The 18,840-nt window shown below is 46.8% G+C and carries 1 protein-coding gene; it reads left to right on the top strand.

Going from position 1 to position 18,840, the window contains the following annotated elements; genetic code table 11:
- Positions 1–260 precede the first annotated feature (260 nt).
- Complete coding sequence (locus DF182_RS01655) at positions 261–18,815, top strand: non-ribosomal peptide synthase/polyketide synthase (RefSeq protein ID WP_113613952.1); 18,555 nt, start codon at positions 261–263, stop codon at positions 18,813–18,815.
- Positions 18,816–18,840 lie beyond the last annotated feature (25 nt).

Below are 18,840 nucleotides of genomic sequence, written 5' to 3'. Positions count from 1 at the left end.
CGTGTATATGTTTGCAAAACATCACGCACTTGCTTTTACATATTTATTAGCATCACAGGGAACCCTGATAGTGTGAAACAAAAATGTTCTCACACAAGCGACAGCTATATCCCTGATATTTTATAATATCCCAAGAGCGCTAACAACTCAGGCAATCGTGTGCGGATTGCCGGGAATCTGCCGCCCAACGGGCACGGAGCCCTGTTTGTTCCTTACTTACTATTTCTGGATACAATACTATACTCAAAATATAAAACAATATGTTCCAAAAGGCGATTTCGCTGCACCCAGCGCAGCATGATATTTTCATGGATCAATTGATATATCCTGATAGCTCTCATTATAACACAGGCGGATACCTGAAAATAACAGGCTCTCTTGATAAAGAAAAATTTGCAGCTGCGGTTTATTCATTGCCAGCTGTATTTGATGCACTCAGAATGAGGTTTGGTGTCACAGATGATATACCACATATGTATTTTGATGACAGCTACCTGTCATATCCTATGGAGGAAGTGGATGCCAGTGATATACCGGACAATAGTGCTGTAATGGAGCAATGGATAAAAGACAGACTGAATATCCCTTTCAGACTGGGAAAAGATCCATTGTTGTATGAATATTATCTCATCAACATAAATGAAGGAGAGTATTGGTGGTATTTTAAACATCATCATCTGTTAATAGATGGTATAGGCCTTGCCGCTGTTTTCCAATACGTTGCCAAAAAGTATAATGCACTGGTAAAAGGAGAGGAGGTAACATTCAGCTTCCCTTCCTATCGGGATGAAGCTATCAAGGCCCATGCCTATTATCAATCTGAAGACTATGCCAGAGAGGGTGCTTACTGGAAAACAAGAATCGGTGAGAAACCGGATAGCGTGCTGAAGAAAAGACAAGGTACTGCGCATCAGAAAGAGGGAGGTACTTATCTGCTGGATATCGCAAATGAAGACAGAGCTTGGATGGACGAATTGGAAAAGCGGTCAGGCGTGAGTTTGCAGCAATTGACAATAGCTGCATTATTGATCTATTTTGCTAAATCGACATTGCAGACTTCTATCATATTTGGTGTTCCGTTACATAAAAGAAGAACGAAACAATTACGGACCATCCCCGGTATTTTTATGGGTGTTATTCCTTTTAAAGGGATTTATCAGCCGGATATTACTTTGATAGAGCTGTTGAAACAGATCGCTTCTTCTCAAAGGGAAGATTATCGTTATCAGAACTATCTTGTCAGCGATCTGAAAAAAATGATGCAGATCGGCCATATCAACGATTACCTGATTGAAGTGATCGTAAACTATGCGCTGCTTGATTTTGAGATACAAATGGAAGGAGGTGTAAAAGCGACTACCTCCACGCTATCTAATCCGGACCTTTCATTCCCGCTGGAGCTGATGTGGAAGGATTATGGTAAACAACAGCCGATACAGCTGAGGATGGATTATCAGGCACAGTTCTTTTCTGCAGAAGAGATGCCTTTAATCGCGCAGCGTCTTATGCATATTCTGCATCAGTTTAAAGATAGTCTGGATGCACCTGTGGGGCAGATCAGCATTCTGCCGGATGAAGAAGAACACGAATTGTTGTCTGCATTCAATGCTACTGCGGTAGCATATCCTCCGGACCAAACATGGCTGGACCTGTTTGTTTCCCAGGTATCGCGTACACCTGAGGCCACCGCGGTGGTATTTAAAGATATTGCTATCAGCTACCAGCAATTGGAAGAGCGCTCCAATCAGCTGGCGCATTATCTGCAAAGCCTGGGTGTAAAAGAGGAAACATTAGTGCCGATTTGTCTGGAACGTTCTGTGGAAATGATAATAGGCATATTGGGAATCTTAAAGGCAGGAGCTGCATATGTACCTATCGATCCGGATTATCCGGAAGACAGGATCCGTTTTATGCTTTCAGATACCGGTGCTGGCTGGCTGCTCTCTGATAGAGCCACAGCTTCACGTTTGCACGCAACAGGCAACATACAGGTGATCACTTTGGATGATGATCGCAGCAGTATAGATGATTATCCCAATACAGCACCATCTACTTCCCTTACTCCGGCCAGCCTGGCATATGTAATCTATACTTCCGGTACTACCGGTCAGCCCAAAGGTGTAATGAATGAGCATGGAGGGCTGTTAAACAGATTGCTGTGGACACAGGATTATTTTAAGCTGGATAGCACTGATGCGGTACTACAGAAAACTACTTTCTGTTTCGATGTATCTGTATGGGAGTTGTTATGGCCGCTGATCACCGGTGCCAAGCTGGTGTTTGCCCTACCGGAAGAACACAGGAATGCTGATTATCTGAAGGCAGTTATTGCACAACAGGGTATCACCACTATTCACTTTGTGCCTTCCATGTTACATGCTTTTCTGGAGAATATTAAAACAGGTGATTGTCCTGGTTTGCGACGTGTGCTTTGTAGTGGTGAAGCCTTGTTGCCGCAGCAGGTACAGGCATTCAAACAGAAAAAAATCCGCGCCGGCTTGTATAACCTGTACGGCCCTACGGAGGCTGCCATTGATGTAACCTGCTGGCCAGTGCCGGAAGATGATGTCAGCCCTGAAATGGTTCCTATCGGGAAACCCGTTGCCAACACATCTCTGTACATACTGGATGCATCTGGCCACATAGCGCCAATAGGAGTGCCAGGAGAACTACACATCGGCGGAGTACAGGTGGCACGCGGATATCTTAACCGCCCTGAGTTAACGGCTCAGAAATTTATCAATGATCCGTTTGCGCATACTGCACATGCAAGAATGTACCGTACCGGCGACCAGGCAAGATGGCTGCCGGACGGGAATATCGAATATCTGGGCAGAAAAGATGACCAGGTGAAGATCCGTGGCTACCGTATCGAAACAGGTGAGATTGAAAGTGTAATGATGCAATGCGAACTGGTAAGTCAGGCTGTGGTAGTGCCCAGGGCTGATAACCAGGGATTGATAGGTTATGTAGTGCCCCGGGGAGATTTCGACAAAAATATTATCCTGGCCTATCTGCAGTCGAGACTGCCGGGATATATGGTGCCGGCCTTTTTGATACCCCTCGATAAATTGCCGCTCAGTACAAACGGTAAGGTGGACAAAAAAGCTTTGCCCGCTGTTGATGTACATGAACTACTGACGGAGGACTATGTAGCTCCCCGCAATGAACGGGAACAAATACTGGCGGATATCTGGCAGGAATTGCTGCTTGTGTCACGGGTAGGGATATACGATAACTTTTTTGAGCTGGGTGGTGACTCTATCATTACAATTCAGGTTGTAAGCCGTGCAAGGCGTTCCGGCTACGAATTACAACCCCGCGATTTATTTGCTTGTCAAACAATTGCTGCGCTTTCAGCTTTTCTGTTGAAACAGGAAAATACCAGGACTGTCGGCGAACAGGGAATACTGACCGGCAACAGCGGATTATTGCCTGTACAGCAGTTTTATTTTGAAACAACAAACAACACCGGAACTCATTTCAACCAGAGCCTGTTACTGAAAGTAAGCAAGACTGCCAGCGCGGATAAACTATCCAGGGTTATCACTCAACTGGTGCGTCATCACGATGCCTTGCGTTTCGGCTATCAATACCAAAGAGGTACCTGGGAACAGACATACGGAAGTGAGGAGCCTGCATTGGAAATACTGGATCTGCGGGGTACCGACCCGGCTTTCTTGTCTGCCAGCATTGCAGTTGAGGGAGAAAAGTTCCAGCGCAGTACGGATATCGGAAATGGTATTCTCTTTAAGGCTGTACTGGTGTTCACCCCCGATGAGGAAGAAGAGAACCGTTTGCTGCTGATTGTGCACCATCTTGCTGTAGATGGTGTATCCTGGAGGATTTTACTGGAAGATGCTGTATTACTGCTGAATGCTGATGATGCTGAAATGACCAGTGTATTGGGACATAAAGGTAGTTCCTATCGCCAGTGGTATCATGCATTGGATGACTACAGTAAATTGCCCCGTTTATTAAACCAACAATCCTACTGGGAAAAAATCACGGAAAGGTTTACTCCCTCAATCGTAGAAAATGTTTATGAGGGTCCGGTTACCATGGCTGATACAGCAAGTCTGGTAATAAAGCTGGATGCGGCACAAACGCAAAGCCTGCTCCAGGAGGCACCTAAAGCTTATCATACAGAGATCAATGATATTTTATTAAGCGCACTTGCTTTAACACTCACAGCATGGAATGACAACCATAGTGTAGTGGTGGGGCTGGAAGGACATGGCAGGGAAGACATTACTACCGGCATTGATATCAACCGTACCGTTGGCTGGTTTACCAGTATGTACCCGGTATTGCTGGAGGTGAAGACCAGGAATAACAATGCGTCGCTGATAAAAGAGGTAAAGGAGCAGTTACGTAAAATAACCGACAAGGGCATAGGATATGGCGTATTGAAATATATCAACCAGGTGGCCTCCCTGCGGGGAAATACTCCCTGGGATATCCTGTTTAACTACCTCGGGCAACTGGATAGCCTGGTGGCCCGGAATGCCTGGCTGAGTGCTCCTATGGAATCGCTGAGTCTTTTTGCCAGTGAGGAACACCGGGTTCATGAAAAAATAGCAATCGACAGCTATATCCAGGAAGGTGTGCTGGTAGTGAACTGGCGTTATAGCACGAGGCATTATAGCCTCGCCGGTATTGAAAAGCTGGCATCGGATTATTTATCCAATTTGCAGATGCTGATCGATCACTGTGCTTCTCAACGGGCGGTTTCATTTACTCCTGCGGACTATGGGCTGGGAGCGTATATCGATCATGAAGCATTGGATAAATTTTTGGATGCTCCTTACGGTGGTATGTCACGCCGCCAGCAGTTGACTGGTTTGTATCGCCTGACTGGTTTGCAGGAAGGTATTCTGTTTCATTCATTGTACAATCAGCAATCAGATGTCTATCTTGAGCAATTGACCTGTGATCTGGGAGCGTTCAACGAAACGATACTCTTACAGGGTCTGCAGCATCTGGTACAACAGCACACCATCCTGCGCAGCGTTTTCTATTACGATGAATTCAGCGTTCCGGTACAGTGTGTGCTCAGGGATGTACAATTGCCAGTAACAGTACTGGATTACCGGCATCTGAACGAAAGCGAGCAACAGAAAGCGATAGCCCAATATGAAGAAGCCGATCGCCGGCTGGGCTTTGATTTTAACCAGGCTCCATTGACGCGTTTCTGTCTGATCCGGCTTGAAGATGATCACTACCGCTTAATATGGACATTCCATCATATTCTGTTGGATGGATGGTCTTTGCCGATATTGCTTGCTGAGCTGCTGCAGTATTATGAGACGGCTATTACGGGCGAAAAGCCAGCCGCCACGGTAGAAGACAGGTTCGGAGATTTTATCCGGTACCTCGACTATCAGGATAAGGACCAGTCATTGCAGTATTGGAGTGATTACCTGCGTACGATGAGTGAGGGGTGCCTGTTGCCTTTCATTGGAGCGGTAGCCGGCCGTACAAAGGGAGTGGGCGTCTATAAAGAACATCTGTTACAGCTGGATACGTTGGTGTCTGACAGGATTGCGTTATATGCCCGTCGTCATCATATTACACAAAATACGTTGATGCAGGGCGTTTGGAGTTACCTGTTGTACCGTTATACAGGCCGTAAGGATATCGCATTTGGCATCACCGTTGCCGGCAGGCCGGAAGAGTTGCAGGGAGTGGAACAGCGGGTTGGTATGTTTATCAATACACTACCCCTATATACGACGGTAGAGCGGGAGAATGGTATCGTTGCATGGTTGCAGCAACTGCAGGAAAGTCAGCAGGAAAGCCGCAAATATCAATATACAGGATTAAAGGATATTCAACAGCGTACCGGCATTACAGGAGATCTGTTCGATACTTCCATCACGTTTCAGAATTATCCCCTGAACAGTGTATTGGCATTGAAAGACTGGCAGCTGAAAATAACCAACCTGGCCGCCCATCCGCATACCAACTATCCTTTGACCATCATCATTCATACAGGAACAACCACCCGACTGCTATTTAGTTATAACAATGATCTGTTGGACACGTTTTATGTGCAACAGATCGCTGCACAGTTCAATCATGTGCTTTTGCAGATAGTAGATGATCAGGTGGAGCATATTAACAATATTGAGCTGTTAACCTCTACAGAACGGGAGCTGCTATTATCTGCCAATAATCAGTTAACATTAACAGGGACAGATCAAACTATCCTGGATAACTTTGCAGCTGTGGTAGCCCGTACGCCACAAGCCACTGCGCTGGTGTTTGAAGGAAAAACACTGAGTTATCAGGAACTGAACCAACGCTCTGACCGGTTAGCTGCTTATCTGCATCACCACGGCGTAGGTGCCAATACGTTAGTGCCGCTGTTCATAGAGCGCTCCGCCGATATGATAGTAGGCATCCTGGGTATCCTGAAGGCCGGCGGCGCTTATGTTCCTATTGAACAGGATTATCCGCAGGAACGGATTAGTTATATTTTGAAGGATACCGCCGCTACGCTGATAGTCAGCAGTAGTACCTGTCGCGGCCTGTTGCCCTCTACCATGGCGCAGGTGGTTTCACTGGATGAAGAACTGTCTGTGGAAACAATCCTTTCTCTTCCCCGTCCATCAGCTGAGCAGTTGTTGTATGTGATCTATACCTCCGGCAGTACAGGAGCGCCTAAAGGTGTAATGGTCACCCATCGTAATCTGACTGATTACCTGTCCGGTTTGCAGGCGGCTGTTCCCATAACAGATTGCCATTCCTTTGCTTTGCTGACCGGTATCGCGACCGATCTGGGTAATACCGTGTTATATGGTTCACTGGCCAGCGGTGGAAAACTACATCTCTTTTCCAAGGCCTTTATCAACGATAGTGAAAAACTGCATACTTATTTCGAATCTCATCGGATAGATTGTATCAAGGTGGTGCCTTCCTATTGGAAAGCGGTATCGGCTCCGGACAGGCTGCTGTTACCGGAAAAACTGTTGATATTTGGAGGTGAGGCGTTGGAAACGGCTGTGGTAGATAGTATACAGGCTACCGGTAAAGGATGTACGATTGTTAATCACTATGGTCCTACGGAAACGACTATCGGAAAATTACTGCATGTGGTGAATGATCATGCTGTCTATGGTCCGCATATTCCTATAGGGAAGCCTTTCTCCAATACCCGTGTTTATGTACTGAGCCCTGCGATGGAACTGTGTCCTGCAGGTATTCCGGGAGAGTTATACATCGGTGGTGATGGGGTGGCTGCGGGCTACCTTCATAATGAAACCCTCACAGCAGAACGGTTTATCGATGATCCCTTCCTGGAAGGAGGTAGGTTGTACCGCACGGGTGATATCGTGAAGTATGCTCCGGACGGCAACATTTTGTTCATTGGCCGTGGAGATGATCAGGTGAAGATCCGTGGTTACCGGGTAGAGTTAGGGGAGATAGAACGTACACTGAACGCCTATGAAAGTGTGGAACAGGGTGTTGTGGTGGTAAGAGGAGAGGCCAAAACATTAGTGGGTTACGTTACGGCTGCACGTGCATTTGATAAATCTGATTTGTTATCTTATTTAAAAGCACAGTTACCGGACTATATGGTACCGGCACAGCTGGTGGTGATGGAGCAATTCCCGCTGCTGAACAACGGAAAGATTGACCGTCGTGCTTTACCGGATCCGGAAACAGCCGGTGTGGCTACCAGCACGTATGCAGCGCCGGTTACTGAATTGGAGACAGCGCTTGCCGCTATCTGGTCGTTGTTGCTGGAGGTACCACAGGTAGGGCTACACGATGATTTCTTTGCATTGGGAGGGCATTCGCTGCTGGCTATCCGCCTCATCTCGGCGATGCGTAAACAGCTGTCGGTAGAAGTAACGATTGCTGATGTTTTTGACTATCCTACTATCAGCCAGTTATCAGCACAGTTAGATCAGCGTGCCGGTAATGTATTGATGCCGGCGGTAACCCGCCAGGAAAGGCCGGGTCGCATCCCGCTTTCGTATAGTCAGGAACGTTTATGGTTCATCGATCAGCTGGAAGGAAGCACCAACTATCACGTTGCTGCAGCCTTTAAGCTGGAAGGAACACTTGACCGTATAGCTTTGTCCATGGCTCTGCAAACAATTGTAGACCGTCATGAGGTACTACGGACCGTTATCACGGAAGAAGAAGGTACGGCCTACCAACATGTACTGGATGCGGGTTTGTGGCAGTTACAAATAACGGAGGGGCTGGCTAATTTAAATCAGGATCTGTTGGAGGAACATATCCGGTCGTTTATTGAAACACCGTTTGATCTGTCAACAGACCATAAATTAAGGGCACAGCTTATCGTATTGGGAGAAACAACACATGTTCTGGTCATTACATTGCACCATATTGCTTCTGATGGATGGTCTTCGGCTATCCTTATAAAAGAGTTGGTGGAACTGTATAGTGCCTTCTTAAACAAGCGACCTGCACAACTGGAAGAGTTATCTATACAATATGCTGATTATGCTATCTGGCAACGCAAACATCTCTCCGGCACTTTATTGGATAAAAAACTCGGGTACTGGAAAAACAAGCTAACGGAGACGCATGTACTGCAATTGCCTTATGACTACCCCCGGACGCCCTTTACCGGCAAACGGGGAGCCTATAAGTACTTCCAGCTGGATAGTGATTTATCAGCGCAGCTGAAAGCATTTTCACAACAACAGGGCGTGACCATGTATATGACGTTACTGACGGTCTTAAAGGTGTTGTTGTATCGTTATACTGGTGAAGAAGATATCTCTGTAGGAAGTCCTACGGCCGGAAGAACCCAGCAGGAAGTAGAAGGGCTGATAGGCTTCTTCATTAATACGCTGGTGTTGCGGAGTGATCTGAAGGATAATCCTTCCTTTGTTACACTCTTGCAGCAGGTGAAACAAACCACGCTGGATGCCTATGCTCATCAGGAAGCTCCTTTTGAAAAAGTAGTGGAAGCTGTGGTGACTACCCGTGATCTTACCCGTCATCCTTTGTTCCAGGTGATGTTTGTATGGCAGAACATGCCTGATTTGCCAGCACTTCGTTTTGGTGATGTACAGTTGTCAGAAGTACCGGTGTCACGTACCACTTCTCAGTTAGATCTGACGCTGTCGCTGCAGGAAAGCCAGGACGGCTTATTGGGGACTATCCAGTATTTCGCGGATCTGTTTAGTGAAGAAACGGTTGTGCAACTGATTGGGCAGTATGAGGCATTGCTGCGGGCGGTAATACAAGCACCGGAAGAACGCATCGGCACATTGAAACTGTTGGATAAGGAAGATGGACTTGATTTGATGAAAACCTTCAATGATAACGTTGAAGCATATCCGGAAGATAAAACGATTGATACTTTATTTGCTGAACAAGCTGTCCTTCATCCGTTGGTGACTGCAGTCGTGGCAGGCGGACAAACGCTTAGCTACAACGAACTGGAGCAACGCTCCAATCAGCTGGCGCATTATCTGCAACATATCGGTGTAAACAACGGAACATATGTAGGTATATGTATAGAAAGGTCTCTGGAGATGATTGTGGGTATCCTGGGCATCCTGAAGGCAGGTGCAGCTTATGTGCCTATAGACCCGGACTACCCATCGGAAAGGATCAGTCATATACTCACAGATACAGATGTACAGGTCATATTAAGCAGCCATGCCAGCAAAGGAGCAGTGGAGAATAATACTGGGATTATTATCCTGCTGGATGGAGACAGGAATAAGATAGATACCTTCCCTGTTACTGCGCTTAGCAGACAGGTTCAGTCCTCAGCGGCAGCTTATGTGATTTATACTTCCGGTTCTACCGGCAAACCCAAAGGGGTGATCGCCAGGCATCGTGGTGTAGTAAACCTGATACACTGCCAGAGCAAAGCATATCAGATAACACCGGAAGAAAGAATATTGATGACTTCGGATTATAGCTTCGATGCCTCTGTGGAGCAGCTGTTCTTTGCCCTGTTGAATGGGGTAACGGTGGTGCTGGCAGATAAGGAGGTACTGGCTGATATGACGTTATTAGAACAGCTCTTACATGAACAACGTATATCGCATCTGGAGGTTACACCCGGGCTGCTCTCCAATATTACAGCCGGCAAATACAGTGCATTAAAAAGGATTGTATCCGGAGGAGAGGCATGCCGTAGTGAATTGGCTGAACGATGGAGTAGCTATGTTGATTTCTATAACATCTACGGACCTACGGAAACCACCATCTCTGCACTGATTTATCAATATACGGGAAGCAGGTCTTACCCAACAGGAACTTTACCCATAGGTAAACCACTCGCCAATGTGAGGGTTTATATTCTGGATAATGAAGGCCATCCGGTACCTGTTGGTGTTAAAGGAGAGCTGTACATCGGTGGTGCTGGTGTTACAGCCGGTTATCTGAACAACCCGGAATTAACGGCTGCAAGGTTTATCAGGGACCCATTTACAGATGAACCTGGAGCAACCATGTACCGCAGCGGCGATACGGCTAAATGGTTGCCTGACGGCAATATCCTGTACCTGGGCCGTGCAGATGAACAGGTGAAGGTGCGTGGCTACCGCATAGAATTAGGTGAAATAGAACGGGTACTACAGCAAAGCGGTCTGGTAAAACAAGTGGTGGTACATACCAAACAGGATGGTTCGGGTACCAGGCAGCTGGTGGGGTATGTGGTGCCATCAGCTGCGGGCTTTGATAAAGGTCCGGTAATGAATTACTTAAAACAACATTTGCCCGATTATATGGTGCCGGCGTTATGGGTAGCGCTGGAAACACTTCCGCTGACAGCCAATGGTAAGGTGGATAGGAAAAAACTGCCGGAGCCGGAAATAAGTGCCTCAATGGATACATACACAGCTCCGCGCAATGAGATGGAACATACGCTGGCTGCTATATGGCAGGAACAGTTGCAGATACAACGTATAGGTGTACACGATAATTTCTTTGAACTGGGTGGGCATTCATTGCTGGCGATAAGATTAATAACGGTCATTCGAAAACAACTGCAGACGGCCCTTTCTGTAAAAGATCTGTTCAGTTATCCGTCTGTAGCTGCTCTTGCAGCTTTTATTGCACAGGAAGAATACAATACTCCGTTGCCGGTACTTTCTGCTCAGCCCCGGCCGGCACGTGTTCCATTATCGTATAGCCAGGAACGTTTGTGGTTTATTGATCATCTGGAAGGCAGTGTACATTATCATATTCCAATGGTGTTGAAGCTGAAGGGTAACGTAAGCCGTTCTGCTATGGAGCGTGCGCTGCAAACTATCATCAACCGCCATGAGGTGTTGCGGACGGTGATTGTTGAAGAAGATGGCGTAGCTTATCAGTCAGTATTGCCTGCAAACAGCTGGGCGATGGATACTATTAGTGCGCCGGTTGATGTAACTTCTTTCCTGGAACATCCGTTTGTTTTGTCAGCAGATCATATGCTGCGGGCAGGTTGGTTGCAGGTGGCAGCGGGAGAGTATGTGATGGCGCTGGTATTGCATCATATTGCTGCTGATGGCTGGTCTATGCCTGTTATTATGGAGGAGTTGTCTGTATTGTATACAGCCTATGCTGAAGAGAGGGAGGTGTTATTACCTGACCTCGAACTGCAATATGCTGATTATGCACTCTGGCAGCGGTCATATGTTAGTGGTGTGGTGCTGGAACGTCAGCAGACTTACTGGAAGGAACGTCTGAGTGGAATAACGCCGCTGGAGCTTCCGCTGGATTACCAGCGACCTGCCATGCAGGATCAATCCGGAGGGAAGGTGCATTACAGTGTGGATGCTAAAGTGGCCGATGCCATGCGGCGATATAGTCAGCAGCAGGGTGTTACCTTATTCACGACGATGTTGTCTGTACTCAAAGTCCTCCTATACCGCTATACCGGCCAGGATGATATCTGTATAGGCAGTGCCGTGGCAGGACGTGGTCTTCATGAATTTGACAAGCTGATTGGCTGTTTTGTAAATACGCTGGCGTTGCGCAGCAGGGTAGATGGCAGCCTGTCGTTTACCACATTGTTGCAACAGGTGAAAACGATGTTGTTGTCGGCATATGAACACCAGGACCTTCCATTTGAAAAAGTGGTGGAACTGGTAGTAGAAGAACGTGACCTCAGCCGCAGCCCACTATTTGATGTAATGTTTCAGTTACAGAATATTGGAGAACTGGAGCCTGTTCGCCTGAAAGATATTACTGTATCCGCTGAATTTATAGAACACAGGATTACCAAATTCGATCTGACTTTTGGTGTGATAGAAACAGCTGAAGGTTTTATACTGGAAATAGAATACAGTAAGGCATTGTTCAGAGAAGCCACCATACTGCAGATGGCAGCTCATTATGCGCAGTTGTTAAAGTCAGTGGCGGCAACACCGGACCGGCAGATCAGCATACTCCCTATCCTCACACAGCCGGACGAACAGCTGTTGTCGAAATGGATGAGTGGACCGGTTGTAAACTATGGAGCAAACAAACATTTTGTACAGCTGTTTGAAGAACAGGTATTGAAGAGCCCCGAGGTAATAGCGGTGGTGCATGAAAATAATGTATTGACCTACCGGGAACTGGACGAGCGGGCTAATCAGCTCTCCCATTATCTTCGTGATAGGGGTGTTACGACAGACAGCCTGGTTGCTATCTGCCTGAATAAAGGCGTGGATATGCTTGTCAGCATCCTGGGTATATGGAAGGCAGGCGGCGCCTATATCCCAATAGACCCCAACTACCCCGATGAGCGCATTCACTATATCCTCGAAGATGCGGCGGCCGGAGTAATGATCTGTAATAAGCCAGTTGATATTGCCGGCAAGACGCTTGTGATCAACCCGGATAACCCGGATATACTGGAGAATCAACCGGTTATTGCTCCGGTAAATATCACCGCTCCGGGAGATCTGTCTTATGTAATCTATACCTCTGGTTCCACTGGTAAGCCCAAAGGTGTGCTGGTAGAGCATCGCGGCATGCTCAATCACCTGTTTGCAAAAATTGATGATCTGGAGATGGACGCAGGTACGGTGTTAGCCTTTACTGCATCCTACACATTTGATATTTCTGTATGGCAGATGTTTGCTGCCTTACTATGCGGAGGCCGGACTGTTATTTATTCGGATGATCTGGTGTTACAGCCATCCGGGCTGATAAAACAGGTAGAGGAAGATGCGGTGACCATACTGGAGTTAGTGCCTTCTTATCTGTCGGCTGTATTGCAGGAGGAAACAGGTGTAACGTTGACAAGGCTGCAATACCTGCTGGTAACGGGTGAGGCTGTACGTAGATCTCTGCTGGAACAATGGTTCAGCCATAAAGATTATGGTAAGATACCTGTTGTGAATGCTTATGGTCCTACTGAAGCGTCTGATGATATCACACATCATTTTATGTATCAAACACCCGGTGATAACAACGTGCCACTTGGGAAACCCGTACGGAATCTACGCATTTATATACTGAATGATCAGGGACAGTTATGCCCTGCCGGTATAACAGGAGAGATCTGTGTATCAGGTATTGGCGTATCCCGTGGATACCTTAACCGTCCTGATCTGACGGCAGCAAGATTTGTAGCGGATCCTTTCCGAGCCGGAGAACGGATGTACAAAACAGGAGACGCGGGTAAATGGTTGCCGGATGGTACTATAGCCTATCTGGGACGTACAGATGAACAGGTGAAAATCCGTGGGTACCGTATTGAATTAGGGGAGATAGAAAGTGTATTGCAATCATTTGATCAGGTAAGTCAGTGTGCAGTAATAGCTAAGGCAGATAAGCAGGGAAACAAACAACTGATAGGTTATGTAGTGGCTAAAGAATTTGACAGAGAAGCAGCCATTACTTATCTGCAGCAACAATTGCCAGAGTATATGGTGCCCTTGTTGATCGTATTGGATGCGTTGCCACTTACTGCCAATGGTAAAATAGACAGAAAAGCATTGCCTGATCCATCCGCTGAAATATTATCAACGGATGAATATGTGGCACCGCGTAATGAAACAGAACAGTTGCTGGCTGATATCTGGAAAGGATTATTGGGTGTAACACGGGTAGGCATACACGACAATTTCTTCCGCCTTGGCGGTGATTCTATCATTACGATCCAGATGGTGAGCCGTGCCAAGCGCGCAGGATATGAGTTACAGGTGAAAGAAGTCTTTCTGTATCCTACTGTTGCCCGTTTAAGTACGGTGATGGCTGCACGAAAAGGAGCAACAGCGGCATCTGCCGGAGAGCAAGGCATCCTGGAAGGCACTGCCGGGCTTCTCCCTATTCAGCAGCATTTCTTTGAAGAAGCGCTGGAGAATGCCGCCGGAATGCATCATTATAACCAACGGGTGTTACTGGCACTGGATAAGGATATTGATGAAGTAATACTTTCAGCGGTATTGCAACGTTTGCAGGAACAACATGATGCTCTGCGTTTTGCCTATCATCAAAAAGAGGGTGAATGGATACAGCAATACAGTACCCATTACAGCAGGCTGGCAACAGAAGATCTTCGCCAGGTGCCCGCGGAAGCAGTGTCATTATCGATTACTGCCTGCTGCGAACAATATCAGCAAAGTCTGGATATAGCTTCGGGTGATGTGGTCCGAATGGTGTTTATCCAAACCCCGCAGACTGAATCCCATAACCGTTTATTACTGGTTATTCATCACCTGGCGGTAGATAGTGTGTCCTGGCGTATTCTCCTGGAAGATACCGGTCGTTTATTACAGGCCGCACTGGACGGTAAATCTGTTGACCTGGGTGCAAAAAGCGCCTCCTACCGCGGCTGGTATAATGAATTACAGGATTACAGCAAAGGGGCTCGTCTGTTATCTCAGGCCCGTTATTGGGAGAAGGTGGTACAAGCTGCTTACCATTTACCGGTAGATAATAGTTATGATGGGATAGTCAGAATGAAAGATATCAACAGCCACACCATGCGGCTGGAAACAGAACTTACCCGCCAGCTGTTGCAGGATGCCTCTAAAGCCTATCAAACAGAAATCAATGATTTGCTGTTGGCTGCATTGGCCCGCACATTATCCGACTGGAGTGGCAGCGAAGAGGTGGTGATCGGACTGGAAGGGCATGGACGGGAAGACCTGGGAACTGCTATCAATACAGATCGTACTGTGGGTTGGTTTACATCCCTGTATCCCGTATTGCTACATGCCGGCAGCCGCAACGAAAGCGGATTGATTAAAAGTGTGAAGGAACAATTACGGGAGTTGCCGGACAAAGGCATTGGTTATGGTGTATTAAAGTATATCCATAAAACAGCTGCATTACAACATATACAGCCCTGGGATATTGTGTTTAACTATCTCGGTCAGATAGATACTGTTTCAGATAATGACAGTAAATTTTTCCTTGCGAAAGAATTAGGCGGAGAGAATATCAGCAAGGAACACATGGTGAGGGAACGGCTAATGGTAAACGGACAGGTGCAGCATGGCCTGCTTACCCTGGTATGGAGCTACAGCAGCAAACATTATGAAGCGGATACCATCGAAAAAATAGCGGCCCTCTATTATCAGCATCTGGTATCTCTGATCATTCATTGTGCCGGACAGGCCAAACAAGCAACCATACCTACTCCATCTGATTACGGATTAACAGGTCAGGTGAAATACCAGCAGCTGGACAAATTTTTAGCGGCAAAGGCTGCCGCCAGTGTCCTGCAGCTCAGCACTGTTTATCCGCTCAGCGGTTTACAGGAGGGAATGCTTTTCCACGGATTGTACGATGATGGCAGTAAAGCTTATATAGAACAGTTTACCTGCGATATTGAAGGGGGTAATGTTGGTTGGCTGGAACAAAGCTGGAATTATTTATTGAAACGTCATAGCATCCTTCGCACCGCCTTCGACTATCAGTCATTGGGTATTCCGGTTCAATGTGTATACGAAAAAGCAAAAATTCCATTTGAGATACTGGACTACCGGGAGATGGATACTGACAGACAGGAAACCGCTATAGCAGAGTATCTGGATAAAGACAGAGCATTGGGCTTTGACTTTACATCAGTGCCACTTATGCGCATCACACTATTCCGGACCGGAGCGCATCGCTACCGTATGTTATGGAGCTTCCACCATATTTTACTGGATGGCTGGTCATTGCCTGTAGTATTGGAAGAGTTGCTGGAGAGCTACGAAGCCTTGTCAGAAGGCAGGCCACAGCCGGCTTTCACAGAAGATCGCTACGAAGACTATATACGCTATATCGGCAATAAAGATAAATGGAAGGAAGAAGCTTACTGGCGGGAGTATATGAAAGAGGTGGAAACAGGAAGTTTATTGCCATTTATCGCTGCCGGTGAAACAGAACGTACAAGAGGAGGAGGCACCTACGAAGATATTAAGCTGCGCCTGGATGCCTCACTACATAAGGATTTGGAGAACTATGCGCAACATCACGGTCTGACTGTTAACACCGTCATGCAAGGTGTATGGGCATTTATCCTGCATGTGTATACCGGAAACAAGGATGTTACCTTTGGAGTTACCGTATCCGGCCGTCCGGGCGATTTGCCGGATGTAGAACAAAGGGTGGGCATCTACATCAATACACTTCCTTTACATCAGCAGATAGACGCTGATAAGGATATTACACAATGGCTGAAAGATATACAGCTCAGCCAGATTGCTTCCCGCGATTATGAACATACCGCTTTGGGTAAAATTCAAACCTGGACCGGCGTAAGCGGCGATTTGTTTGATAGTCTGCTGATATTTGAGAACTATCCGGTAAGCGAAGTGATTGCCGGTAAACAATGGAAGTTAAAACTCTCCAACCTCGGATTAAAAGAACAAACCAACTATCCTTTAAATATTACTATCTCCTCTTCACGGGAAACCAATGTTACATTCAGTTATAATAAGGATTTGCTGGAAGAGGTTTATGTAACGCAGCTGAGCGGCCACTTCAGGGAAGTGCTGCAACAGTTGGTAGGCACGGAAAAAGTGAGGCTGGGTGATATTGATCTGCTCACGGGTACAGAGCGTTCTTTGTTGTTGAATACGTTCTCCGGACCTGTAGTACATTATCCGGAACAGCTAACTGTAATGGACGTATTTGAGGAGTATGTGTTAAAGTCTCCTGATGCAGTGGCGGTGTTATATAACAACAATACACTGTCTTACCGCGAGCTGAATAAACAAGCCAATCAACTTGCCCATTACCTGCGTAGCGTTGGTGTTACCAAAGATAATATCGTGGCTATCTGCATGAATAAAGGGTTTGATATGATTGTGAGCGTGCTCGGTATATGGAAGGCTGGTGGTGCTTACGTGCCTATAGATCCCGGCTATCCGGAAGAACGTATCAGCTTTATGCTGGAAGATACAGGTGCAAAAGTGATGATCTGTAATAAAGATATCAGTAGTACAGGTAATGCATTGGTTGTCCGCCTGGATAACCCGGAAGTATTGAGAGATCAGCCTGTCACTTCTCCGGTGAAGATTACCGCTCCCGGCGATCTGGCTTATGCCATCTATACCTCTGGTTCTACTGGTAAGCCTAAAGGCACCATGGTGGAACATGCTGGGTTGTTGAATCATAGTCTGGCGATGATCAGTGAACTGAAAATGGATAGCACGGCTGCATTGGCCTTTACAGCAACTTATACGTTTGATATTTCTGTATGGCAGATGACCACTGCTTTATTATGCGGCGGCCGTACTGTTATTTATGGGGAAGAACTGGTGTTACAACCATCTGCCCTGATTAAACAGGCAGAGGTGGACCGCATCAGTATTCTGGAACTGGTACCTTCTTATCTCTCTGCTGTATTGGATGCAGAAACGGGTGTAACCTTAAAATGTTTACAGTATCTGCTGGTAACAGGTGAGGCGGTAAACAGGCCGTTGCTGGAACAGTGGTTCAGTCATAAGGATTTCGGAAAGATTCCTGTGGTAAACGCCTATGGCCCAACGGAGGCTTCAGATGATATTACTCTGCACTTTATGTATAGTGCACCTGAAGGCAACCTGATTCCGGTGGGAAAACCTGTACAGAATTTACACATCTATGTGATCGATCAGGATGGCCGTTTATGCCCCTGGGGCGTTACAGGCGAGATCTGCGTGTCAGGTATCGGCGTAGGTCGCGGATATCTGAACCGCCCGGATCTCACAGCAGCAAAGTTTGTTGCTGATCCTTTCCGTGAGGGCAACCGGATGTACAGAACCGGCGACCTGGGCAAATGGCTACCCGATGGCACAGTTGTTTATCTGGGCCGTACCGACGAACAGGTGAAGATTCGCGGCTACCGTATAGAGTTGGGTGAAATAGAAAACATATTACAATCATCCGAAGAGGTGAACCAATGTACCGTAATTGCCAAAGCGGACAAGCAGGGAAATAAACGGCTGATCGCCTATGTAGTACCAACCGCAACATTCAGCAGAGAAACAATTGGTCATTACCTGAAAGAGAAGCTGCCGGCTCATATGATTCCATCTCTGATCGTGGAAATGAAACAGCTGCCATTAACCGCTCACGGAAAAGTCGATAAAAAAGCACTCCCGGACCCTGATGTCAATGAGTGGATGGCAGACCAGTACGTGGCTCCCCGCAATGAAACGGAACAAACACTGGCAAATATCTGTGCTCAGCTACTACAGATAGAACGGGTAGGGATACACGATAATCTGTTTGAACTGGGTATGAACTCCCTGCTGATAATGCGGCTGGATGCTGCGGTACAGGATGAGTTCCGGATGAAAATAGCCGTCAGAACATTCTTTGAGCTTTCTACTGTTGAACTGCTCGCAGGTTATATCTTATTGAATCAAAGTAAACCCATGTCCACAGTGGAAAAAGGAAAAACAATCGTGCTGTGATAACAACCATTGCTTAAAATTTAAT

Source organism: Chitinophaga flava (assembly GCF_003308995.1).
Classification (GTDB): domain Bacteria; phylum Bacteroidota; class Bacteroidia; order Chitinophagales; family Chitinophagaceae; genus Chitinophaga; species Chitinophaga flava.
Note: the sequence above shows the minus strand (reverse complement) of the source record. Positions and strands in the feature narration are given on the sequence as shown.

What these genes read in the sequence shown, in the direction of transcription:
- DF182_RS01655 (WP_113613952.1), top strand. Translation starts at nt 261, where the DNA reads ATGTTCCAAAAGGCGATTTCGCTGCACCCAGCGCAGCATGATATTTTC.